Origin of the sequence: Lysinibacillus sp. NPDC097279 (genome assembly GCF_044761745.1) — a bacterium.
Classification (GTDB): domain Bacteria; phylum Bacillota; class Bacilli; order Bacillales_A; family Planococcaceae; genus Lysinibacillus.
Genome location: NZ_JBIWDA010000004.1, coordinates 31,538 through 54,620, shown reverse-complemented (window position 1 = coordinate 54,620; position 23,083 = coordinate 31,538). Strand labels below are relative to the sequence as shown.

29 protein-coding genes are annotated in these 23,083 nt (G+C 37.7%); 19 read left to right on the top strand and 10 right to left on the bottom strand.

The genetic code is table 11. The annotated features are described in order from the left end of the window. The first annotated feature begins 2 nt into the window (after positions 1-2). The 4 genes from ACIQ1H_RS16265 (at position 3) to ACIQ1H_RS16250 (ending at position 2,441) form a co-directional block, all read left to right on the top strand. Positions 3-815, top strand: a complete 813-nt coding sequence (locus ACIQ1H_RS16265; RefSeq protein WP_402890105.1) for an undecaprenyl-diphosphate phosphatase — start codon at positions 3-5, stop codon at positions 813-815. A gap of 118 nt (positions 816-933) precedes the next feature. After that, positions 934-1,323 (top strand): hypothetical protein, encoded by a 390-nt coding sequence (locus ACIQ1H_RS16260; RefSeq protein ID WP_402890103.1) that lies wholly within the window; start codon positions 934-936, stop codon positions 1,321-1,323. Positions 1,324-1,664: 341 nt separating this feature from the next. Further along, entirely contained in the window at positions 1,665-2,198 is a 534-nt protein-coding gene (locus tag ACIQ1H_RS16255; protein WP_402890540.1) for a D-glycero-alpha-D-manno-heptose-1,7-bisphosphate 7-phosphatase, read from the top strand. Positions 2,199-2,255: 57 nt separating this feature from the next. Next, the gene (locus ACIQ1H_RS16250) at positions 2,256-2,441 is read left to right on the top strand and encodes a hypothetical protein (protein ID WP_402890101.1); all 186 of its coding nucleotides are present in this window, start codon (positions 2,256-2,258) and stop codon (positions 2,439-2,441) included. Between the two features lie 162 nt (positions 2,442-2,603). On the opposite strand, the gene ACIQ1H_RS16245 is transcribed toward ACIQ1H_RS16250, so the two are convergent. Next, the gene (locus tag ACIQ1H_RS16245) at positions 2,604-2,870 is read right to left on the bottom strand and encodes a DUF3055 domain-containing protein (protein ID WP_139859850.1); all 267 of its coding nucleotides are present in this window, start codon (positions 2,868-2,870) and stop codon (positions 2,604-2,606) included. An 88-nt stretch (positions 2,871-2,958) separates the two neighbouring features. Here ACIQ1H_RS16245 and ACIQ1H_RS16240 point away from each other — a divergent pair, with 88 nt between their 5' ends. Next, a complete protein-coding gene (locus ACIQ1H_RS16240; protein ID WP_402890099.1) occupies positions 2,959-3,411 on the top strand; it encodes a DUF86 domain-containing protein in 453 nt (150 codons plus the stop codon). Beyond that, the gene (locus tag ACIQ1H_RS16235; RefSeq protein ID WP_402890097.1) at positions 3,408-4,169 is read left to right on the top strand and encodes a TIGR01457 family HAD-type hydrolase; all 762 of its coding nucleotides are present in this window, start codon (positions 3,408-3,410) and stop codon (positions 4,167-4,169) included. The genes ACIQ1H_RS16240 and ACIQ1H_RS16235 overlap by 4 nt, the downstream gene beginning before the upstream one ends. 121 nt (positions 4,170-4,290) lie before the next feature. Here ACIQ1H_RS16235 and ACIQ1H_RS16230 read toward each other — a convergent pair whose 3' ends face one another. After that, on the bottom strand, positions 4,291-4,527 hold the full coding sequence (locus ACIQ1H_RS16230; protein WP_402890095.1) for a YuzB family protein: 237 nt from the start codon (positions 4,525-4,527) through the stop codon (positions 4,291-4,293). A 406-nt stretch (positions 4,528-4,933) separates the two neighbouring features. Here ACIQ1H_RS16230 and ACIQ1H_RS16225 point away from each other — a divergent pair, with 406 nt between their 5' ends. After that, positions 4,934-6,001, top strand: a complete 1,068-nt coding sequence (locus tag ACIQ1H_RS16225; RefSeq protein WP_139859842.1) for an NAD(P)/FAD-dependent oxidoreductase — start codon at positions 4,934-4,936, stop codon at positions 5,999-6,001. Between the two features lie 86 nt (positions 6,002-6,087). Here ACIQ1H_RS16225 and ACIQ1H_RS16220 read toward each other — a convergent pair whose 3' ends face one another. Further along, positions 6,088-6,423, bottom strand: a complete 336-nt coding sequence (locus ACIQ1H_RS16220; protein WP_402890093.1) for a YuzD family protein — start codon at positions 6,421-6,423, stop codon at positions 6,088-6,090. A gap of 84 nt (positions 6,424-6,507) precedes the next feature. Between ACIQ1H_RS16220 and ACIQ1H_RS16215 the strand changes: the two genes are divergently transcribed. Next, positions 6,508-6,744, top strand: coding sequence for a NifU family protein (locus ACIQ1H_RS16215; protein WP_024364841.1), 237 nt, complete (start codon positions 6,508-6,510; stop codon positions 6,742-6,744). A gap of 50 nt (positions 6,745-6,794) precedes the next feature. On the opposite strand, the gene ACIQ1H_RS16210 is transcribed toward ACIQ1H_RS16215, so the two are convergent. Beyond that, a complete protein-coding gene (locus ACIQ1H_RS16210) occupies positions 6,795-7,481 on the bottom strand; it encodes a DUF2225 domain-containing protein (protein WP_173479779.1) in 687 nt (228 codons plus the stop codon). Positions 7,482-7,664: 183 nt separating this feature from the next. Here ACIQ1H_RS16210 and ACIQ1H_RS16205 point away from each other — a divergent pair, with 183 nt between their 5' ends. Continuing rightward, positions 7,665-8,039: a HesB/IscA family protein gene (locus ACIQ1H_RS16205; protein ID WP_173479778.1), complete on the top strand. Its 375-nt coding sequence runs from the start codon at positions 7,665-7,667 to the stop codon at positions 8,037-8,039. 196 nt (positions 8,040-8,235) lie between these two features. Here ACIQ1H_RS16205 and ACIQ1H_RS16200 read toward each other — a convergent pair whose 3' ends face one another. Both ACIQ1H_RS16200 and ACIQ1H_RS16195 read right to left on the bottom strand, forming a co-directional pair. Further along, positions 8,236-8,730, bottom strand: coding sequence for a GNAT family N-acetyltransferase (locus ACIQ1H_RS16200; RefSeq protein WP_402890091.1), 495 nt, complete (start codon positions 8,728-8,730; stop codon positions 8,236-8,238). Between the two features lie 328 nt (positions 8,731-9,058). Next, entirely contained in the window at positions 9,059-9,550 is a 492-nt protein-coding gene (locus tag ACIQ1H_RS16195; RefSeq protein WP_173479776.1) for a CarD family transcriptional regulator, read from the bottom strand. Positions 9,551-9,684: 134 nt separating this feature from the next. Here ACIQ1H_RS16195 and ACIQ1H_RS16190 point away from each other — a divergent pair, with 134 nt between their 5' ends. From ACIQ1H_RS16190 to ACIQ1H_RS16180, 3 genes are all read left to right on the top strand, one after another. Then, positions 9,685-10,137: a MarR family winged helix-turn-helix transcriptional regulator gene (locus ACIQ1H_RS16190; RefSeq protein ID WP_370635741.1), complete on the top strand. Its 453-nt coding sequence runs from the start codon at positions 9,685-9,687 to the stop codon at positions 10,135-10,137. Between the two features lie 904 nt (positions 10,138-11,041). Then, a complete protein-coding gene (locus ACIQ1H_RS16185; protein ID WP_402890089.1) occupies positions 11,042-11,539 on the top strand; it encodes an NUDIX hydrolase in 498 nt (165 codons plus the stop codon). 143 nt (positions 11,540-11,682) lie between these two features. Beyond that, the gene (locus tag ACIQ1H_RS16180; RefSeq protein WP_402890087.1) at positions 11,683-12,012 is read left to right on the top strand and encodes a YuiB family protein; all 330 of its coding nucleotides are present in this window, start codon (positions 11,683-11,685) and stop codon (positions 12,010-12,012) included. A gap of 63 nt (positions 12,013-12,075) precedes the next feature. Here ACIQ1H_RS16180 and ACIQ1H_RS16175 read toward each other — a convergent pair whose 3' ends face one another. After that, positions 12,076-12,558, bottom strand: coding sequence for a divergent PAP2 family protein (locus ACIQ1H_RS16175; RefSeq protein ID WP_173479772.1), 483 nt, complete (start codon positions 12,556-12,558; stop codon positions 12,076-12,078). A gap of 124 nt (positions 12,559-12,682) precedes the next feature. On the opposite strand from ACIQ1H_RS16175, the gene ACIQ1H_RS16170 reads away from it, so the two are divergent. The 7 genes from ACIQ1H_RS16170 to cysI all read left to right on the top strand — a co-directional run bounded on the left by ACIQ1H_RS16170 (position 12,683) and on the right by cysI (position 19,989). Then, positions 12,683-14,191 carry a leucyl aminopeptidase gene (locus tag ACIQ1H_RS16170; RefSeq protein WP_402890085.1) on the top strand — a complete coding sequence of 503 codons (1,509 nt, stop codon included), beginning with the start codon at positions 12,683-12,685 and terminating at the stop codon, positions 14,189-14,191. Between the two features lie 65 nt (positions 14,192-14,256). Further along, positions 14,257-14,466, top strand: a complete 210-nt coding sequence (locus ACIQ1H_RS16165; protein WP_173479770.1) for a uroporphyrin-III methyltransferase — start codon at positions 14,257-14,259, stop codon at positions 14,464-14,466. A gap of 291 nt (positions 14,467-14,757) precedes the next feature. Then, positions 14,758-15,534, top strand: coding sequence for a uroporphyrinogen-III C-methyltransferase (gene cobA / locus ACIQ1H_RS16160; protein WP_402890083.1), 777 nt, complete (start codon positions 14,758-14,760; stop codon positions 15,532-15,534). Positions 15,535-15,546: 12 nt separating this feature from the next. Further along, positions 15,547-16,296, top strand: coding sequence for a sirohydrochlorin chelatase (locus ACIQ1H_RS16155; RefSeq protein WP_402890081.1), 750 nt, complete (start codon positions 15,547-15,549; stop codon positions 16,294-16,296). Continuing rightward, on the top strand, positions 16,296-16,445 hold the full coding sequence (locus ACIQ1H_RS16150; RefSeq protein ID WP_173479767.1) for a YezD family protein: 150 nt from the start codon (positions 16,296-16,298) through the stop codon (positions 16,443-16,445). Before ACIQ1H_RS16155 ends, ACIQ1H_RS16150 begins: the two co-directional genes overlap by 1 nt. Before the next feature lie 24 nt (positions 16,446-16,469). Continuing rightward, a complete protein-coding gene (locus tag ACIQ1H_RS16145) occupies positions 16,470-18,257 on the top strand; it encodes an assimilatory sulfite reductase (NADPH) flavoprotein subunit (protein WP_402890079.1) in 1,788 nt (595 codons plus the stop codon). A gap of 16 nt (positions 18,258-18,273) precedes the next feature. After that, on the top strand, positions 18,274-19,989 hold the full coding sequence (gene cysI, locus ACIQ1H_RS16140) for an assimilatory sulfite reductase (NADPH) hemoprotein subunit (RefSeq protein WP_402890078.1): 1,716 nt from the start codon (positions 18,274-18,276) through the stop codon (positions 19,987-19,989). Positions 19,990-20,265: 276 nt separating this feature from the next. Here cysI and ACIQ1H_RS16135 read toward each other — a convergent pair whose 3' ends face one another. Genes ACIQ1H_RS16135 through cysT form a run of 3 tightly spaced genes read right to left on the bottom strand, consistent with a single transcriptional unit; the run spans position 20,266 to position 23,073 of the window. Beyond that, positions 20,266-21,336: a sulfate/molybdate ABC transporter ATP-binding protein gene (locus ACIQ1H_RS16135; RefSeq protein WP_402890076.1), complete on the bottom strand. Its 1,071-nt coding sequence runs from the start codon at positions 21,334-21,336 to the stop codon at positions 20,266-20,268. A gap of 15 nt (positions 21,337-21,351) precedes the next feature. Then, positions 21,352-22,227, bottom strand: coding sequence for a sulfate ABC transporter permease subunit CysW (gene cysW, locus ACIQ1H_RS16130; protein ID WP_402890075.1), 876 nt, complete (start codon positions 22,225-22,227; stop codon positions 21,352-21,354). A 12-nt stretch (positions 22,228-22,239) separates the two neighbouring features. Continuing rightward, the gene (gene cysT, locus ACIQ1H_RS16125; protein ID WP_402890073.1) at positions 22,240-23,073 is read right to left on the bottom strand and encodes a sulfate ABC transporter permease subunit CysT; all 834 of its coding nucleotides are present in this window, start codon (positions 23,071-23,073) and stop codon (positions 22,240-22,242) included. Positions 23,074-23,083: the final 10 nt, after the last annotated feature.

The following is a 23,083-nucleotide window of genomic DNA, read 5'->3' as shown; positions in this document are numbered from 1 at the left end:
CTATGGGACTTTTTGATTTAATTAAAGCGATTATCTTAGGTTTTATTGAAGGAATGACTGAGTTTGCACCTGTTTCATCTACGGGTCACTTAATTATTGTAGACGACATGTGGCTAAAAACAAATATATTATTAGGAGATACCGCTGCAATTACATTTAAAATTGTAATTCAATTAGGCTCAATTTTAGCTGTTTTTCTTGTTTTTTGGAAACGTTTATTCAGTCTGTTAGGGCTTAGTAAATTTGCAACTTCTCATTTAAACTTGTTACATGTTGTGATTGGCTTATTGCCTGCCACTGTTTTGGGACTAACTTTCAAGGATTTTATAGACAAATTATTTAAAATAGAGACGGTTATAGTGGCTCTTATTATCGGTGCAGTTCTTATGATGTTTGCTGATAAATTTGGTCCTAAAAAACCGAAAATCGTATCATTAGATCAAATTACTTATAAACAAGCATTTATGGTTGGACTTATGCAATGCTTATCACTATGGCCTGGATTTTCACGTTCAGGAGCGACGATTTCAGGTGGGGTTTTACTTGGAATGAATCATAGAGTAGCAGCTGATTTTACCTTTATAATGGCTGTACCAATTATGATAGGAGCAAGTAGTGTATCAATCATTAAAAGTTGGGATTATTTATCTTTTGATTATTTAGGGTTTTATACTGCAGGTTTTATTAGCTCGTTCGCTTTTTCCCTTATTTCCATTCGCTTCTTTTTAAAACTTATCTCTCAAATCAAATTGACCCCATTTGCAATTTATCGAATTATTTTAGCAATAGTATTAGCTTACTTTTATATTGTATAAGTGATTGTCATATTCAATTATATTAAATATTTTTGAACTATTAACATTTATTATTTACATAATTATCAGTTTTTTTATATTATTTAATTGTAAAAAAATACGGAGGGAGATTTTTTCCATGAAAAAGATGGTTAAAGCTTTATTTTCTTTCGCATTTGTTAGTATTTTTGCATTTGGATTTAGTAAGGATGTCCCTGCAGCTATTCAATCTAATAATGCAACAGTTTCGCTGGGGAATTTCAGTATTAGTTCAGGACAAACTAGAACTACTGATTTTTGTAAAGCTATTAAGACTGATATGACATTAGGGTTTAATGCTGAAAATAGTTTTGGGAATTATAAATTCCAACATAAACCCCCTAATGGCAATTGGAGTACTGTAGGTTCTAATTCTGTTGTTTTAGCAGGAACAAAATATATTAAAGTTAGTTCAAAAGTAGATTGGTCATATCGTCTAGTGTTTAATGGGGGTAGTAGAACAAATTACATCCAAGTGTGGTGTGAGTAGTTTAGATCTCGTAAGCTTCCATTATGAAACGATGGGGATTTATAGAAGAGAATATGAGTTGAAGGTAGAAAAAAACGTCTTTCAAATTGCAAATGAGCCTTGAAAAAAGTGTTAGATTGATTGAAATCAGTCTAACACTTTTCCTTTTCTTCTTGGCTAAATTATATGAAATAATAAAGGAACTTTGCTGTAGAAGATTGCCCCTTATCGGCGGAATAACAGAATATACAATTTGTAATTTTAAAAATTATGAAATAATCTTTAGTTCAGGTCTGCATTCATAGCTTTAACCAGAGTGGGAAACAATATCATTATTGATTATTATTAAAGGTGGGATTTATATAAAAAGAGCAGTATTTTTAGACAGAGATGGCGTTATTAACGAAGTGTTGACTAAAAGGGTGAAATTTGTTAACAAACCGCAGCAACTTTTTTTCTTACCTGGTGTTCCAGAAGCGATAAAAAAATTGAACGAGTGCTTTGATTTTGTCTTTGTTGTAACAAATCAAGGTGGTGTTGGATTAGGATTTATGAAGGAAGATCAATTAAAAAAAATACACGTTCATATGGCGAATGAATTGAAAAAACAAGGTGCTACAATTCATGAAGTAGTGTATTGTCCTCATAAACCAAAAGCTGGCTGCGATTGTCGTAAGCCCAATAGTAAGTTAATTGTGGATCTCGCTGAAAAATATAGTGTCGAGTTATCTAAATCCTATATGGTGGGGGATACAGACACAGACATTATTGCAGGGAAAAGAGCTGGTACAAAGGGAGTATTTTTAGGTAAGCGTGATCCGCTTGCAGATGCAGTATACCCCGATTTAATAAGTGCAGTTGACTGGATCATAGAAGATGCAAAATTAAACGCATAACGTAATGAAGTATAAATTCCTTAAAAAAGGATAATTTAAAAATTGGAGGTGATAACTTTGGCTAACGAGAAAAAAAAGCAAAAGCAAAAACAATTAAACCGAGAAGAATACGGATACGGATTTGATATTAGTGTTGATGATTTAGCTGTTATTGGGCAAAATAAACAAGCTAAAAAACAAAATGATAATGAAAATAAAGATAAACCACATAATAAAGACAACCCTTCAACTTTAAATAAATAATGAAGTATAGGTTGTCCTACTTTCCATTAGTCAATGAGATTTTTGACCAAAAAAATTCCGCTTTATTCTAGCGGGGCAATGAATGTCAGTTTGTGCGACTTACGGATTGCCCCGAGAAAATAATTAGCGGAATTTTTTTGTATTTAAATCTTTAAACGGGTGTCAATTAAGCAATTCACGTAAGTATTCACGTAATTCAATCGTGTCTTCTTCAGAACGGTTGTACACGTGTTCTAGGTAGCCTGGTTCTTCGACATCGTCTGGCCCTATAATAGCGAAACGGCCAAATTGAATATCCATTACAAGTACTTTGCCAAAGAAGCGGCCAGATTGTAAAATGGCTAAATCATAACGCAGTTTTTGCCCTGCGAAACTTACAAAGCGTGTTTTTGTATCTTCTACATCATCATATAAGAAAAAACGTTCCATCTTTTAATCTCCTTCCAGTCCTATAGATATGGTACTATAGAAGAGAAAAGACTATCAACTTTAAATGATTTGAATGGGGGCTTTCCTTGTGTATTTTGTAGATCGAAATAAAATCACAACAAACTTACAGTACTTAGATAAACTATTAGCTATTTTTGAGGCAGAGGAAAATTGGCTTCAAAGTGATATTACGAAATTAGCAGTCGAGCGAATCGGTCATAATGTGATGGAATCAATGATGGATGTAGGTAACTTGATGATTGACGGCTTTATTATGCGTGATCCAGGTAGCTATGAGGATATCATTGATATTTTAATCGATGAAAAGGTTGTCTCAACTGACATCGAAGCATCGTTAAAGGCTGTTGTAGGCTTACGTAAAATGCTTGTTCGTGAATTTGCTTCTGTAGATATTACTGAAGTAGTGAATGTTTTAACGGCAAGCTTACCTGCTTTAAAGCAGTTTGCACCAGCTGTGAATAGCTACTTAACAAATGAGTTAGGTCCCGTATCAGCATTTTTACCTGAGGATCATCAATGAAAACTTATAAAGCTTATTGCTTTGATTTAGATGGCACTGTCTACCGCGGTAAGGAAGGTATTCCTTCTGCGGTTGCTTTTATACAAAGATTACAGCAACAGGGGATTGAACCCTTTTACGTAACAAACAACTCTTCTAAAACAAGAGAACAATTACAACAGTCATTACGAGCGATTGGAATAGTAGCACCACTTCATCATATTTATTCAAGTGCCTTAGTTACGGCAAAGTATGTAGCACTGAATTTTTCAGGTAAAAAAGTAGCGATGATGGGTTCGGATGGTATTAGATTGGCGTTATTAAACGAAGGAATTGAACCTGTAGACAATGAGCCAGATGTATTTGTTATGGGAATAGATCGAACTTTGGATTATATGGCATTAGCAAAAGCGACTGTTGCAGTGCAAAATGGGGCGATATTTATCGCAACAAATCAAGATATTAAGTTTCCAACAGAATATGGCTTTTTACCTGGGAATGGTGCATTTGCACGTTTAGTAGGAGAGGTAGCGGGGGTCGAGCCGATTTACATCGGTAAGCCATCACCTGCAATGCTCGACATCATTGCAATAGAGCATCATGTGTCAAAAGATGAGATGGTGATGATTGGTGATAACTACGATACAGACATTATGTGTGGTATTCGTTTTGGCTGTGATACAATTCACGTCAACACAGGCGTTACACCAACAAGTGTTGTGCGTGAAAAAGAACAGCAACCTACTTATTTACTAGAAACGCTCGTATGGGAAGACTAATTGTGGTGGGACTTAACAAAAAATAAAGGATGTTATACCGATTATCGGTATAGCATCCTTTTCATATGTGTAATTTTTTTATTTTACAAGACTCGACATGTCTATTATATAAACAATTATATTACCATAATGGATTTTCTTCGATAAATTGATATATAGCTTTTGTGAGCTCATCAGGAGAAGAAGCTTCAACTAAATCACCATTTACAATTGCATAAAAGGATTCAGAACACTTCGTACAGTAGCTGAGACAGCCATATTCCAAAACGTCGATATTTGGATCGCGTTCGAGGATTTCATAAGTTTTCTGTGAGCCGTTTGCTAAATTACTTATACAAAATTCAACCATTGGATTCATACGTTCACCTCACCATTGTTATGCTACTAGCTTTTGAAACGTTCGTCAATATTTTAACTTCATTCAACAAAAGCCAACCTTTTTTTGTTGGAGAAAAAAGGCCAAGCTATGGACGTAGTTTAGTAGATGTTCATACTTGAGATGAATAGATGTAAAAGATTACGGAGAATGTCACACATTTAAAAATGTATTTAATAAGCAAGCGAACTAAAAATTTGGATGCTATAAGCTCGAGGTGTAATTGATCTTGTATGAATTGTTGTTAAAAAACGCAAAGAAGTTATCGATATTGTGAAATCTTTCACAAAAAGTGCAATCTGATATTGTGAAACTTCTCACAATCGGTTATACTCAATTGTGGATACTTTGTGAACAATTATTATTAGATACATTAAAGGAGACTATTATGGGGAAATTAGTACTTTTAGGTGGCGGCTACGGTAATATGCGTGTCATGCTTCGACTTTTACCAAACAACTTACCGTTAGACACGGAGATTGTGTTAGTAGATCGAGCGCCTTACCATAGTTTAAAAACAGAATTTTATGCATTAGCAGCAGGGACATCGACAGATAAAGAAATTCGTGTAAGCTTCCCAGAGCACGAGCGTTTAACGGCTGTATATGGTGAGGCCGTTGAAATTAATCGTGCCGAAAAAGTAGTCATTCTAGAAGATGGGCAACGTATTGAATATGATGATTTAGTAATTGGTCTAGGCTGTGAAGATAAATATCATGGTGTACCAGGTGCAGAAGAGTACACATACAGCATTCAGACGATGGCTAAATCACGTGCAACATTCCAAGCGTTATGTGGTTTACCAGCTGGCTCGACTGTCGGCATTGTAGGTGCTGGTTTAAGTGGTATTGAGTTAGCGAGCGAACTGCGTGAAAGCCGCGCTGACTTAAATGTGAAATTATTTGACCGAGGTCCACGTATTTTAAAAGACTTCCCTGAGAAGCTTAGTAAATATGTGAAAGCTTGGTTTACTAAACATAATGTAGATGTAATAGCCAATTCTAATATAACTAAAGTAGAACCTGGTAAAATATTTAATCATGAGGAAGAAATTCCGCTAGATGCCATAGTATGGACTGCAGGGGTACAGCCTGTTAAAATCGTCCGTGATATGGATGTTGAAAAGGATCGCCAAGGTCGTCCAATTGTTACACAATACTTTAATGTGTTGGATGATGAGCATGTATATGTTGTAGGTGATTGTGCTTCTTCAGACTTTTCTCCAAGTGCACAATTAGCGGAAGAACAAGCAGAACATATTGTCAAAGTTTTACGCATGCGTTGGAGAGGCGAGCGTTTACCAGAAAAAATGCCAGACATCAAATTAAAAGGTTTCATGGGCTCATTGGGCAAAAAGCAAGGCTTCGCGTACCTAGCTGATACTACTGTCACAGGCCGTATTGCACGTTTAATGAAGTCTGGATTACTATGGATGTATAAATATCAAAACGATTAATAGAATGCTCTTATGTCATTGAGCATTCATATATAATAAAAAGGGATTGCTCAAAGAACGTTTGAACAATCCCTTTCCTATTTTCTTTAAACGGTTTCGTCTGGTGTAAAGCCAAGGTTTTCAAGTGCAGTGAAGACTGGTTTTAATTGGACATAGCCTTCTCCTACTACTTCATCATTGATTAAGACAAGTGGATAGAAAAATTCATCTTCTTGGATACGTGTAGCGTAATCCTGGTCACGCTCATTCTCAATTGGACCTTCAATATCGACATAGCGAATATCATAAGCTTGGTCTGGGTATTTTCGATTAATGGCAGCTTGTAGCCATTCATATGTATCTTTTGAAGAAGGTGCATTGACACAGCTAGCACAAATGACAGCTGTTCCGTAAATTTCAATGGTTGGTTTTGATTGACTCATAGTATTTATTCTCCCCCGTGATTCTATATTGGATTTTTTCTGTTGCTAACATTATAATCATTATAAGGAAAGGAGTCGAGACAAATGGCAGAAGCAACGATTAACGACCAAGTTCAAGAAGTATTAGATAAATTACGTCCATTCTTACTACGTGACGGTGGAGACTGTGAATTAGTAGATGTAGAAGATGGTGTAGTAAAATTACGTTTATTAGGTGCATGCGGTAGTTGCCCTAGTTCTACGATTACTCTAAAAGCAGGTATCGAGCGTGCTTTATTAGAAGAAGTACCAGGTATCATTGAAGTAGAGCAAGTTTTCTAATCACTGCATATAAAAAGTTCTAGCTGAAAAATTCAGGCTAGAACTTTTTTTTACGCATGCCGAGCTTTTTCTTCACGAATGAGTGTCCATTGTTCCTTTGCCATATCGATTATTTTTGCTTCGCCTCCGTGGCTTTGTTTCTCAATAACTTTCGAAAAGAAGCGTGTCGCATTTTCAATATCCCCGATACGACGAGATAATTCGGCAATCATATACATAATGCGAATATCTGACATTTGAGTAGAGCTATAATCCTCATTTGAATAAGATTCCATATAAAGATCACGTGACATTTTCATAAAACGTTGCTCTTGCCCTTCATTTTTTAATGAACGATATAACCATGCAAGACGTAATGTAAGACCAGCCGTAGCAACAAACTTTTCCTTTTTAATTGTTCCGCATAAAAACGCTAATTTATAAGCTTGAATCGCTTGGAATATAGTACGTTCGCCTTTAAAATCATGATGTACCCATTTTTCTGTAATTTGCGTCTGAATAACATCCTGTACGCCAGGCGCAAAATATTTTGAAAAGTCTTCAGTAAAGGAGAAGCCACAATGCTCGCAAACGAATACGTTGTAGTAAAGAGCATTGACATCGTCCGCATAAATCGGCTGAAAATCAGTTTCGGTATGATCTACTTTTATGAATTTAGAGCGTACTTTTAATGTAGGAAATTCTTTTTTACAATTAAGACATTGGACTTTCTTTTCGTAATATGGTGAAATCTCCATAATTGATACCTCTTTCATAGATGTAATTAAAACTATTATACCAATCCATAGGTTTTGTACATGAATAAAAAATACTAATTAAGTGAATAAATCGGGAATTTTTGCTAATAATCAAATCGAAGCTGAATGTTTGTCATACAATAGTCAAAATTGATATGATAAGTAAGAAGGAAGGTGACTGGGATGACAAGTTCAAAACAAGTAATAGAAGTGACTGAGGCAGCAGTTTTTCATATTAATGAAATGATGGAGCATAACGAGGAACGAGGTTCTTTTTTACGCGTAGCTGTTAATGGTGGCGGATGTAGTGGCCTATCGTATGGAATGCATTTTGATAAAGAGAAAAAAGACGATGATTTTGAGGATGTACAACATGGTTTAACAATTCTTGTTTCCCGCGAAGATGCGCCTATCTTAATGGGAACAAAAATTGACTATAAACAATCGCTTATGGGCGGTGGCTTCACTATCGATAATCCAAACGCAATCGCATCTTGCGGCTGTGGCACAAGCTTTAAAGCAGCGAAACGTGAAGGTACACCTGAAGTTTGTGATTAATAAAACCTTTTGAGATAGAATTGTTAAAAAAACCGAACTTGATGTATTTAGGAAAGTAGATACGTAGCCTTTTTAATTTGTATGTTGCAAAGCATTACAAATTGAGGAGGCTTTTTTGTATGGTTTTTTTGAGGATTTCTGCTACTACCCTCCTAGCATTAACGATTTGTCGTTAAAAAATTGTGAGTGGCGCTACTTATAGTAATAGAGACATAAAATACTCATCTACAAATTGACCATCAATACATAAAGAGTGTCTTTTAACGCCTTCAATTTCAAATCCCATTTTTTTATATAAATGAACAGCAACATCATTTGAAGCAATAACGGTTAAATCTAATCGGTGCAATTCCACTTGTTGTGCCCATGCTATAACATGTGTAAAAAGAGCTTTACCTACGCCTTGGCCACGGCTTTCACTATGTACGCCAATTACTATATTTGCTCGATGTGCTATACGTACGGGCTTTTCATTTTGGACAATTAAATATCCTACAATTTGTTCACCTACACATGCAACAAATACTCCTGCTTTCGGATTACGATGAGTTGTATCGATATATTTAGCGAACTTTTCAGGATTCACTGCTCTTTCTTGAGGAGAAAATAACATAAAACCTGATTCTTCTGCATTTGCCATAACATTTACAATCTTTTCTGCATCACTATAAATGGCTTTTCTTACTATCATGAATTGTAACCACCTTTCTTCTAACTTTTAAGTTGATAGCTTAATGTTAACACTTTAAATGATAATTTAGTATATATATGGAAAAAATGTGTAGGGTGAAAAGTTCTGTGTTTAATAGGCGTATAAAAAGTATTTAGAAGGAAGTAAAACTACATTCACATTACCCTGTAAGAAAGGTTAGAGAAGCATTTGTGATTTATGGTGAATGGTTTAGAGGTAGAGGTTTTACCCAGGCATAAGGAGGTCAGTACATTACAATTAGTACGAAAAAAAAGAAGCCTCGATTATCTTCTTACCTGTGGGCTTCTTTATGTACCTTTAAGAATGTTTAACTAAGTTTAGCTAATACATCTTCATAAATTTCTTCTGAAGGTTTATCGAGTGCAATGGAAAATTCGGAAAATATAATTTCTTGTAAAGAGTGCAATAACTTTTCTTCTTGAAGTGGGAATTTTTTCTCGTTCGCTTCATATTCAAACTTTTTGCGTAGCAATGTATTTAAAAGGTACGCCTGTTTTTGTCGATCGCCTGTTTTAATAATTTCTACGTGATTTCTCATACGATGTGTGTTTTGTTCAATCCATTCAACACCAGGAGACGTAAAGGAACTTAAAATTCTAATGGCTTCATCTTTTTCAATAATATCTCTAAGCTGTTTTTTTGCATTATCGATAGGGGTACGGATTGTTAATTTTGAATCGTTTAGTGGTTGTAATACGTAGTAAGTTTTAGTAATGTCGCTAAAGGTTTGTTCACAAATATCTTCAACTGAACAAAGTCCATGTGATGAATAAATGACTACATCGCCAACATTGTACATGTATAATCCCTCCATCAAACATTATTGTCAACTAAGTTGACTAAATTAATTGTAAACAATAAAAGAACTTTTGTCAACTTAGTTGACGACTGGTTCGTTTTTTTGTATAGTAATTACGAAATTATGGAATGAAGGTGAATGAGTTGAAGGACGAATTGCAAAATCGAGATGTCATTGATTTGTTGAGCGAACGTCATGAAATACTTCGACGACTTGCTGAAGAGAAATGGAATAAAAATAATACACTCCATATATCTAACTCAGAATGGCATATTTTAAGTAAAATATATAAAAAACAACCTACTATTTCAGAGGTAACGAAAGTTGTTGATTTTTCTCGCCAGGCAACTCACAAATTTATTAAAAGTTTAGAAGCTAAAGGCTTGGTAGAAGTGAGTAATGCTGAGCATAGTAAGAAGCACAAAGTAATCCGAATGACGAATTTCGGTGAAGTTTGCTATGAACAAAACGAACGTAACAAAGCGGAAATTGAACAGCAATTGGTTCGCACAATTGGAGAAGAATCAGTCGCAATATTAAAAAATATATTAGAGCTTAATTGGAGTTTTGAGCAGTTAGAGGCGTAAGAGTGGGTTATAAACAATGGATACCTACAATTCCTTAATTCTTCAAATTGTCGATAAAAGGAATCAAGAATAAAATTCTTGATTCCTTTTGTTTTATCAATACATAGAAAGTTGATTAGTGAGGACGGGGCGACTCCTGCGGAAAAGCGCAGAACTAAGACGCAATAATCCACGCATAGCGAGGGTTGCGGCTTACGGTGTGCCCACGGAAAGCATTCGACCGTAGCAGAAATCAACCCCAAAAAGAAGTTATTGAAAGGAACTACTATCATTACCTAACCAGTTGATTGGAGCGGAGGGCGACGACTCCTGCGGGAACGCACACACCGTAAGACGCAACAAACCGCGCGTTAGTGAGGGTTGCGGCTTACGTAGTGCCCGCGGAAAGCGTCCGACCGAAGCAGAAATCAACCCCAAAAAGAAGTTATTGAAAGGAGCTACTATCATTACCTAACCAGTTGATTGGAGCGGAGGGCGGCGACTCCTGCGGGAACGCACGCATAGTAAGCCGCAACAAACCGCGCGTTAGTGAAGGTTGCGGCTTACATTGTGCTCACGGAAAGCATCCGACCGTAGCAGAAATCAACCCCAAAAAGAAGTTATTGAAAGGAACTACTATCATTACCTAACCAGTTGATTGGAGCGGAGGGCGGCGACTCCTGCGGGAACGCACGCATAGTAAGACGAAACAGGTCGCGCGTTAGCGAGGGTTGCAGCTTACGGTGTGCCCGCGGAAAGCGTCCGCCCGTAGCGGAAATCAACGTTAAAGTATGGTACACAGGATTTTACCTTTTTCAATCCGTGCAGCTATATGTTTGCCATTTATTTATCTGCTTTTTTAAAAATTATTGCTTCTAAGAATAGAAATGAAAAAGCTATAATATGGACATAGAGGTGAATGGAAATGAAAAAAGATCGTGGCAAAGTTTGGTTAGGTGTTGCGGGTTGCACAGTTAATGAGCATGGGCAATGGCTCGTCGTTAAAAAGGCCTATAGTGGTTTAAAAGGTCGATGGTCATTACCAGCGGGGTTTGTCAATGCAGGAGAAACAGTAGATGAAGCGGTTGTTCGAGAGCTAAAAGAGGAAACTGGCATCGATTGTTATGTTTCGGGCTTAATAGGTTTTCGTACAGGTGTTATTCGTGGCGAAATTAGTGATAATATGGCCATCTTTTATTGTAAGATGAAGGACGAACAACAACAGCTATTTATCCAAGAAGATGAAATATTAGAAGCTAAATGGCTGTATCCTAATGAGCTTGCGCAGGACGAAATGACATCTGTTATGTTAAAGGAAATGGTGGCTAATCAATTTGAACAGCATCAATTAGATGCGATTGATGGCATCAATCCTGGCGAAGTGTTTGGCTACTCCTCTTATCGATTATTTTTTAAAAAATAGTAGGGTGTTAAATAGTAGACTGCTTTTACTAGAAGTAGGTTTTTTTCTAAAATATGACGAACATGCGAAATGAAGGATATGTTCATTGAAAGCACTCTCATAATCATGTAAACTAATGAGAGGAAAACGGAGGTTATACATACATGGGTGGTTCAGTTTCAATTGTGCAGTTAATCATTTCAATTGTGTTATTTTTCGTCATGTTTTTTGGTATTGGATTTTTATTAAATATGTTATTGCGGATGACTTGGTTAATGGCAATTGTGTATCCAATTGTTGTTGTCTTTATTGTCGATGATGTAAGCTTTTTAGATTATATTTTTAAACCTGGTTCAGCCTTCCCAGCGCTGTTAGATAAATTACAAGCACTTCAAGTTGTAGATATTTCTATTTTAACAGGTGGCTTTGCAGGGGCAATTGTAGCAGGCATCGTTATGATTTATTTAAGAAAAAGTGGATATCGGATGTTTTAACGTTAAAAAGACACAAAGGATATATAGAAGGAGCTGGTTCGAGGATGTGAACCAACTCTTTTTTTATAGAATGAATTGATAGGTTATGATAGCGATAAAGATGCCTGTTAATGCTCCGAAAAACACCTCACTACGCTTATGACCAAGCAAAGTTTTCAACTCTTCCATTTTTTCCTGCCCATCCATCTGTGGCCAATCTTTTATATCACGTAGCAATGTTTGAAAATCTTTGCGGAGTTGATTTAATACAACCGCATGCTGTCCTGCTTGGAAACGAACACCACTTGCATCATACATAACAATGAACGAAAACATTGCGGCTATGGCGAAAACAGGTGAGTCTAAACCTGTTTCATAAGCTATCGATGTTGTTAAACCAGTAACAGAAGCTGAGTGAGAGCTAGGCATTCCTCCAGTGGATGTAAATAGGCCCCATTTTATTTGTTTAGTCATTAAAAAATGGATGGGGATTTTAACAAACTGTGCAAAGAGAACAGAAAAGAGGGCGACGAGTAGAGGGGTATTTTGAAGTATCGCCAAATTCATCACAACCTTCACTTATAATTGCTTTTATTATAACATTCATTATTTTCTAAAAGAAGAAATAGCTAAATATTACGCGCTTTTTTGAAAGTTAGGTATAATGGAAATATTGAATGGAGGAATAATTATGCATATTGTTAAAGAAGCAAAAACATTTGAATCGATTTCTACAGAATTATTAGTTGTAGGGGTTACTAAACATCGTGAACAAATGCAAGATTGGGCAAGTTTTTCAGCATTTTACGGAGAATCGCTAAATGACTGGCTTAGTGCAGGTGATGTCTCAACAGAATTAAAATCTATTACTAAATTGCCATTTGTGAAGGAACATGCCAATTTAAAACGTATTTTATTTGTTGGCTTAGATGAGCGTAAAAACTTAACAGAAGGTGATTTACGTGCTGCCTTTGGATTAGTTGGCAAAGAGCTTAAAGCTTTAAAAGTAAAGGACTATTCAATTTGGCTTGAATCATTTACTACAGAAGCAATAACTGTAGATGATGTTGCATTTATAGCAGGTGAAGGAACTACGCTAGGCTATTATTCTATTCCACATTATAAAACAACTTCAAATGAAGTAGATAAACGTATTGAAGCTGTACATCTAGTGACAAATGCTGAGGATTTAGATAAAGTTGTGGCAAGCTTTGAAGTCGGTATTATTTATGGTGATGCGGTTAATGAAGCTCGTAGTTTAATTAATTTACCACCAAATCTATTAACTGCGACAGACTTAGCAAATTATGCGCAGTCACTTGCAATTGAATATAATTTTGAAGTGGAAATTTTAGATAAAGCTCAACTAGAAGAACTGGGTATGGGTGGTATTTTAAGTGTTAATCAAGGCTCATATGAGGAACCACGTTTAATCACGTTAAAATATAAAGCAACAGAAGACTTCACTGATCCAATTGGTCTTGTTGGTAAAGGCGTTACGTATGATACGGGTGGTTATTCTTTAAAACCTAAAGATTCTATGGTTGGTATGAAGGGCGATATGGGTGGTGCAGCAGCAGTACTCGGTGCTATGAAAATTATTGGTGAATTACGCCCTAATAAAAATGTAGTGGCAGTTATTGGTTCAACTGATAATATGGTTTCTGATACAGCCTTTAAACCAGATGATGTTATTACAACATACAGTGGTAAAACAGTGGAAATTTTGAATACGGATGCTGAAGGACGTTTAGTTTTGGCAGATGCTACTACATATGCTAAACAACAAGGTGCAACAGCACTTATTGATGTTGCTACTTTAACGGGTGGTGTTATTACAGCACTTGGCCTTGATAAAACAGGTGCACTTTCAAATGATGATGAATTCTATGCTAATTTCATGGAAGCAGCACAAGAGACAGATGAGTTTGTATGGCGTATGCCATTAACAGAAAGTGATAAAAAGCGAATTCGCAAATCAGATGTTGCCGATTTGAACAACTCTCCTGGTCGCGATGGTCATATGATTTTCGGTGGTGGCTTCGTAGGCGAATTTGTTGGTGAATTACCTTGGATTCATTTAGATATTGCAGGCACGTCGGATGCAGTAGCTGCTCATGATTTAGGACCAAAAGGTGGTACGGGTGTCATGGTGCGTACATTAGCAAACTTTGTGCAACGATTAGGTGAAGAAAAATAGAGTAGGCAAAGAACTCGCGGGATATGTATCTCCCTTCATACGATAGAGAAGAAGGGAGGGAGCCTATGCGAAATTTCGGAGGTTATCCAGGAGGCGGCTTTGGTGGCGGTGGCTTCTTTTGGCCAATAGGTGTACCATTTGTTGGCGGCTTATTAGGAGGTTTTCTAGGGTCACAATTTAACCGATATCCATACTATCCATATTATCCAAACTATCGACCATATCCACCTTATCGACCAGGTCGACCATATCCGTGGAATCGTAGACCTTGGTGAATTAAACGGATGTCAGGTAGCTTACTTATAAAGAAAAAAATGCTAGGAGCAAATACTCCTAGCATTTTTTATTTTTAGAAGAATGGATTAGCTCCAGTGTTAAAACTTTTTAAAATGAATAAAACAACTGTTGACAGAATATACTAAATTATTTATTATTCTTATTATATTACTAAGAATTAAAAATGGAAGCTGACTAGTAAACTAGAGGCTCTTATTATTCACAGGCAATTCTTTGCCTATGGATAGTATGAGTCTCTTTTTTTTATCTATAGAAAGGAGTGACATGACTTGGGGAAGGTGTACATTGTTGGAGCAGGTCCAGGCGATATTGATTTGATTACGGTGCGAGGGTTACGCTGCATTGAACAGGCTGATGTCATTTTATACGACAGACTGATTAATAAGGATTTATTAGCGTATGCGAAAAAAGGTGCCAAGTTAATATTTTGCGGTAAGTTACCGAATCGTCATGCCATGATTCAGGACCATATTAATCATTCCCTTGTAAGCTACGCACAGCAAGGCTTTATTGTCACAAGGTTAAAAGGGGGTGACCCATTCGTTTTTGGTAGAGGTGCTGAGGAAGCAGAAGTGCTTGCACAACATCGTATACCATTTGAAATCGTACCTGGGATTACTTCTGGTATAGCTGCACCAGCTTATGCGGGCATTCCTGTTACACATCGGGATTTAAGTTCTAGCTTTGCAATGGTCACAGGACATATGCGAGAGGGAAAAGATGATGTTATACAGTGGGAAAGTCTTGCGAAAGGCATAGATACACTTGCAATTTACATGGGGGTTGGAAATTTACCTTATATCCAACAGCAGTTAATAAAATACGGTCGTGATAAGCAAACGCCTGTCGCACTTATTCATTGGGGAACGTGTCAGCAACAAAAAACTGTCGTCGGTACATTAGCGAATATCGTGGACGTGGCACAGCAAGAAAATATTCAAAACCCAAGCATGATTGTAATTGGTGAAGTGGTGACATTACGGGAAAAAATCCAATGGTTTGAGGAAACTTGTCCTGAAATGCCTTTAAAAGAAATTTCAGTATAGGGAAGTGTTTTAATGCAGGCTATTTTATATGTGGCACATGGTAGTCGTGTAAAGGCTGGTGTGGAGCAAGCAGTTGCATTTTTACAACGTGTGCAACAAGACGTGGATTTACCGATTCAGGAAATTTGTTTTTTAGAGCTAGCCCAGCCGACGATTGCACAAGGTATAGAAAACTGTGTACGCCAAGGGGCTACAGCTATAGCAATTATGCCTATTCTTTTGTTAGCTGCTCAGCATGCGAAGCACGATATCCCTCAGGAGATGGAAAAGGCAAAAAAGCGATACCCAACAGTATGCTTTACATATGGAGAGCCACTTGGCGTACATGAGCTATTAATTGACACATTACAAATGCGAATTTTAGAAACTGAGCTGGATGCTAACAAGGCAAGTGTCTTACTCATCGGTCGTGGTAGTAGTGATCCAGCAGTGAGGGAGGATTTAGCAAAAATTGCGATAAGACTACGTGATAAATATAGTTATGTAGCCGTTGATACGTGCTTTTTATACGGAGCGGGTCCTAGTTTAGAAGACTGGTTAAGGCAAAGCCAACAATATAATCGACGTGTATTTATCGTGCCGTATTTATTGTTTACTGGCATTTTACGTCAAAGTATTGCCAAGCAATTGCATGGGTATGAGGAAAACAACCTGATTTTATGTAATAGCTTAGGCTATGACGACAATGTAAGGAAAGTATTAGTAGAGCGTATTGTTCAATTAGTGCAACTAAATTATTTGGAGGAAGGGTGTTTTTCGTAATGGTAGATAAGAGAAAAGAAAATGTCAATCTAGCATTAGATAATGTCCGACAAATTTTAAATACAGTTAACCATGGTTCGATTACATTAATTGTACAAAATTTTTACGTTGTACAAATTGAAAAGAAAGAAAAAATTCGTCTTAGATAATTATTATACGTGAGGTGGCATAGTTTGAAACTGCAAGTAATAAACAGTCCTTTTAATGAGGAGCAGGTGAAGCTTTTAAATGAGCTTCTACCTAATTTAACAGGAGAACAAAAAATTTGGTTAAATGGTTACTTAAGTGCCCCACTAGCAACCATCGATACTAATGTAGTAGAAGAAGAGAAATTGTCAGTTGCCCCAACAACAAAAACAGTAACATTGTTATATGGTTCACAAACTGGAAATAGCCAAGGTTTAGCTGAAAAATATGCAGCTGCATTAAAAGCTAATAATGTTGAGGTGACAGTCACTTCTTTAGCGAAGTTTAAGCCAAATAATTTAAAGAAAATAACGAATTTATTGCTCGTAGTAAGTACACATGGGGAAGGGGAACCACCTGATCAAGCAATTCAATTCTATGAATTTTTACACAGTAAGCGTGCACCTAAATTAGAGCATTTGCATTTTTCCGTACTGGCATTAGGCGATAGCTCCTATGAATTTTTCTGTAAAACAGGTCAGGATTTTGACGAGCAATTTGAAAAGCTAGGCGCAACACGTATCGTGCCACGAACAGACTGTGATATCGATTACGACGAAGCAGCTGCCAATTGGTTTACGGCTGTTCAACAGGCATTATTACAGCACACAAATACGGCAACAAAAACCGAGCAAAAGCAAATAGTAGAAGGTGACGCTACATATTCTCGTAAAAATCCATATTATGCTGAAGTATTGGAAAACATCAATTTAAATGGTCGAGGCTCTAATAAGGAAACGCGTCATATTGAGTTAGCGATTGAAGGAGCAAATTTTCATTTTGAGCCTGGAGATAGCATCGGTATTCTTCCAGAAAATGACGAATCATTAGTGAACGCATTAGTAACAGCATTACAGTTTAACCCACAGGCACAAGTAACTGTGTTTGATGAAGTAATGCAATTAAAAGATGCGCTTCAGAAAAAGTTAGAAATTACGGTTTTATCGAAGCCACTTCTACAAAAAATCAGTGCCTATACAGTGCATGAGGAATTTGCCAAGCTAAGTGAAAGTACTACAGCTTGGAAGGACTATGCCAGAGGAAGAGATTTAGTAGATATCGCTGAAGATTTTGCTCCATTTACTTGGGATGCACAACAGTTTGTTAACCTGCTACGTAAAATACCAGCTAGACTTTATTCCATTGCGAGTAGCCAATTGGCAAATAGTGATGAGGTCCATTTAACAATTGGAAAAGTAAGCTATGAAACGAATGGCCGCGTACGTTTCGGGGTGTGCTCAGGTAGTGTTGCAGGGCGCGTTAATATTGGTGATACATTGCCAATTTATGTTCATAAAAATCCAAACTTTAGATTGCCAGAACAAGCTGATACACCAATTATTATGATTGGTGCTGGCACAGGAGTTGCACCATATCGTGCATTTTTAGAGGAGCGAGAGGAATTAGGGATAGCGGGCAATACTTGGTTAATTTTTGGTGATCAGCATTTTGTAACGGATTTCCTTTATCAAACAGATTGGCAGCGTTGGCTTGCGTCAGGAATATTAGCTCAAATGGATATCGCCTTTTCTCGTGATACAGATAAAAAAATATATGTTCAACATAAAATCGAGGAGAAGGCACAAGCCTTTTACGAATGGCTGGAGCAAGGGGCAGTTATTTATGTATGTGGCGATGAAAAATCGATGGCAGCGGATATCGATCAAACAATCCGTCGCATAATTGAGCAACAAGGGAACAAAACGCCTGAGGAAGCGAAAGCGTATATTAATGAATTGAAACAGCACAAGCGCTACCAACGTGACGTTTATTAGTAAAGGAGCGAAAAAGATGACTGAAAAAATTATTTTACCGCCACAACCTGGAACACCTAGTGATGTAGAACGCATTAAAAGTGATAGTAACTACTTACGTGGGTCACTTGAACGGACAATGAAAGATCCATTAAGCTCAGGAATTCCCGAGGATGACAATCGATTAATGAAATTCCACGGAAGCTACTTACAGGATGATCGAGATTTGCGAAATGAGCGGCAGCGTCAAAAGTTAGAGCCAGCCTATCAGTTTATGGTGCGAGTACGAACACCTGGTGGTGCTGCAACACCTGCACAGTGGCTTGTAATGGATGAGATGGCTAGAAAATATGGCAATGGTTCATTAAAATTAACGACACGTCAGGCATTTCAAGTACACGGCATATTGAAGTGGAACGTCAAAAAATATATGCAAGAAATCAATGAAGTATTGTTAGATTCACTTGCTGCCTGTGGAGATGTGAATCGAAATGTAATGTGTAATGTCAATCCGAACCAATCGGCATTACATGAGGAAATTTACAATTGGTCAGCAAAGTTAAGTGAACATTTATTGCCAAGAACACGTGCCTATCACGAGCTATGGCTTGATGGCGAAAAAGTAGTAGATAGCCAAGAGGAAGAAATCGAGCCTATTTACGGTGCACAATATTTACCACGTAAATTTAAAATTGGCATGGCAATTCCACCAAGCAATGATGTGGATGTTTACTCACAGGATATCGGATTAATCGCAATCATTGAAGAAGAACAGCTAGTCGGCTTTAACGTAGCTGTTGGTGGCGGCATGGGGATGACACACGGTGACCATGAAACATATCCACAGCTTGCTCGAAGTATTGGCTTTATTACACCTGACAAATTGCTTGAAACGGCAGAGAAAATTATTACGATTCAGCGCGATTATGGTAATCGTTCAGTTCGAAAAAATGCACGTTTTAAATATACCATTGATGCGCGTGGACTCGACTGGTTTAAAGCAGAATTACATCGTCGTTTAGGTTGGGAACTACAGGAGGAGCGTCCATTTACTTTTGAACGCACTGGAGATGAATTTGGTTGGGTTAAAGGTGCTGAAGGTAAGTGGCATTACACATTATTTATTCAAAATGGGCGTATTAAAGATTTTGAGGATTACGAACTGCTAACAGGGCTGCGAGAAATCGCCAAAGTGCATACTGGAGATTTTCGATTAACACCAAATCAAAATTTAATGATTAGTAATGTATCGCAACAGCAGAAGAAAAAAATTGTTGCCCTTATTGAGCAGTATAAGCTAACAGATGGCGCGCATTACTCAGCACTACGCCGCAATTCAATTGCTTGTGTATCGTTACCTACGTGTGGCTTAGCAATGGCAGAGGCAGAGCGTTATTTACCTTCACTCATTACGAAGATTGATACGATTATTGATGAAGCTGGTTTACATGATACAGAAATTGTTATTCGTATGTCAGGGTGTCCAAATGGCTGTTCACGTGCAGCAATGGGTGAAATAGGCTTTATCGGCAAAGGACCAGGCAAGTACAATATGTATCTTGGCGCAAGCTTTACAGGTAATCGGTTGAATAAAATATATCGAGAAAATATTGGGGAAGAAGAAATTTTAGCAGAACTACGTCCAATTCTTTTGCATTATGCAAAGGACCGTGTAGATGATGAGCATTTCGGGGATTTTGTTATTCGTGCAGGTTATGTATCAGCCGTCGTTGATGGACGTGAATTTCATTAAAGAGGGTGTCAGGCACTGAAACAATTCTGAATTTTGCTGAACATTATTATTAAAATTAAGGCGCGCGCCAATATGATGCTTGGTATTTATGCGAAATACTAGGGCAAACGGGAACGCACGCATAGTAGCAAGGCGCAACAAACGGCGCGATAGCAGGGTTATGGCTTACGGTGTGGCCATGGAAAGCATCCCCCGTAGTGGACATAACGGCATAGTAAAAAGTGTTAGATTGAAAAGTCAATCTAACACTTTTTCTCTTTTGCACTAACCACTTTTTTAAATAGAAAAATCCTCTGGAATAAATACTTTTAATTGCTTTGGTCGTACAAATACATTGTCCCCTACCTTTAGCAAGAGATTGGTAAACTGATCTTTTGTCAGCTCTGCCTCTAAAAATTCATCAATATCAAGACGACGTAGTTCAATTTGTACGATTGGTCCGAGCAAATGAATATGGCTTATTTGAGCAGGGACAGTGCCTGGCACCGCTGTTTTTTCGATTTGGATATCATGTGGTCGAACATAGCCTACAGCATCGTCCTGCGAATGTGCGTGTGTGTCTGGCACATCTATGGCAAATTCTCCATGTGTCAGCTTTCCATTATGTAAACGCCCTTTGAAGAGGTTGACATTACCTAAGAAATCATAGACGAATGGACTTTTAGGGTTGGTATACACTTCATCTGGACTGCCAATTTGTTCAATCTTACCGTTGTTCATGACGACAATACGATCAGCCACATCGAGTGCTTCCTCTTGGTCATGCGTTACAAAAATGCTCGTTATATGAAAATCATCATGCAGCTTCCGCAACCAACGTCTTAATTCTTTACGTACTTTCGCATCAAGTGCTCCGAATGGTTCATCTAATAAAAGTACTTTAGGTTCGACAGCGAGTGCTCGAGCGAGTGCAACACGTTGACGTTGCCCACCAGATAGCTGTGTTGGATAACGATCTGAGAAATTTTCAAGTTTAACAAGTCGCAGTAATGTCATTACTTTATCGTAAATTTCTGCTTTGCTTGGTCTGGATTTCCTTGGTCTTACTTTTAGCCCATAAGCGACATTATCAAAAACGGTCATATGGCGAAAAAGCGCATAGTGCTGAAATACAAAGCCGACGTTGCGTTCCTTTGGATGATGATTAGTAATCGTTTGACCGTCAAATAAAATTTCGCCGACATCCGAAGCTTCAAGTCCTGCTATTACACGCAGTAATGACGTTTTACCAGAACCAGAAGGACCGAGCAGTGCTACCAATTCACCAGATTGGATATCGATGGATACATCTTGCAGTGCTTGAAAGGAACCGAATTTCTTTGATACATTTTGAATTTGTATACTCAAGCAAGTAAACCCCCTTTAAATTGATTTTGATTTCCACGCAACAATATCTTTTATAATAAGCGTGATGATGGCTAGCACACTCATTAATGACGCAACAGCAAAGGCTGCTGAAAATTGATATTCATTGTATAAGATTTCGATATGAAGCGGCATCGTATTCGTCATGCCCCGAATATGACCTGATACAACAGAAACAGCACCGAATTCACCAATAGCACGGGCATTACACAATATTAAGCCATATAATAAACCCCATTTAATGTTGGGTAATGTAACATAGCAAAACGTTTTAAAGCCATTCGCACCGAGAGAAATAGAAGCCTCTTCCTCGGATGTCCCTTGTGCCTGCATTAATGGTACAAGCTCTCTTGCTACGAAGGGCAAAGTAACAAAAATAGTAGCAAGTACAATGCCTGGTAAGGCAAATACGATTTTAATATCATTGGCAAATAGCCAGTTCCCAAAAAGACCTTGTGCACCGAATAGCAATATAAACACTAAACCTGCGATAACTGGTGACACAGCAAAAGGTAAGTCAATGACCGTAAGTAATAGATTTTTTCCCTTATAGTTAAATTTCGTTAGTACCCAAGCGGCCATTATACCGAACATTGCATTTAAAGGAACTGCGATTGCTACGACAGTTAAAGTTAACTTTATAGCAGCTAATGCATCTGGATGGGTAATGGCTGCAAAATAAACATCTGCTCCTTTTTGAAAAGCTGTAATAAAAATGGAAACGAGGGGAAGAACGATAAAACATGCTAAAAAAGCAAGCGCAATAAAAGTTAATACATAACGGACAATGCGAGGCTCCTGAAGGGCAGCAGGCTTTGCCGTGGCAATATGTGATTTACGAGCAAATGGTTCGATTACTGTAGATTGATCCATAAATACCTCCTCCTAATGTACAAAGCGACGGTTTGCCAGCCACTGTATCAAATTTATGGTGAATAATAAGACAAAGGATGTAATAAGCATGACAGCCGCGATAGACGTAGCGCCTGCATAGTCATATTGTTCAAGCTTAGTCATAATAATTAACGGTGTAATTTCCGTCTTCATCGGCATATTTCCCGCAATAAAGACAACCGATCCATATTCCCCTAATGCACGCGCAAAAGCTAACGAAAAGCCTGTTAAAATAGCAGGTGCCAGTTCAGGGAAAATAATTTTCGTGATGGTTTGGAGACGGGTTGCTCCAAGACTTGCCGAGGCTTCTTCGACTTCAGTACTGATATTTTGTAAAACAGGTTGCACAGTGCGCACTACAAATGGAAGTCCAATAAAGGTTAGCGCAATAATAATTCCAAGTGGTGTAAAGGCAATTTTAAAATCGAAAAATTGCCCGATCCAGCCATTCGGGGCATAAAGAGATGTTAGCGCAATTCCTGCTACAGCGGTAGGTAAAGCAAATGGTAAATCTACGAGACCGTCAATGATGCGCTTGAACGGAAAATCGTAGCGCACAAGTACCCAAGCGATAATGGTACCAAAGACGACATTAAGTAACCCAGCGGCTAACGCTGTGCCAAAGCTAAGCTTATAAGAAGCAACGGCACGAGGATCGGTTATAATGGTCACAAACTCAGCCCAGCTCAAGGACATCGTTTGAATAAAAATCATTGCTAAAGGCAAGAGCACAAGCAAACTAACGTATAGCATTGTATAACCAAGAGAAAGATGGAAGCCGGGTATAACACGTGCCGGCTTCTTTTTTACTGTTAGGCTACTCATCATATGCCTC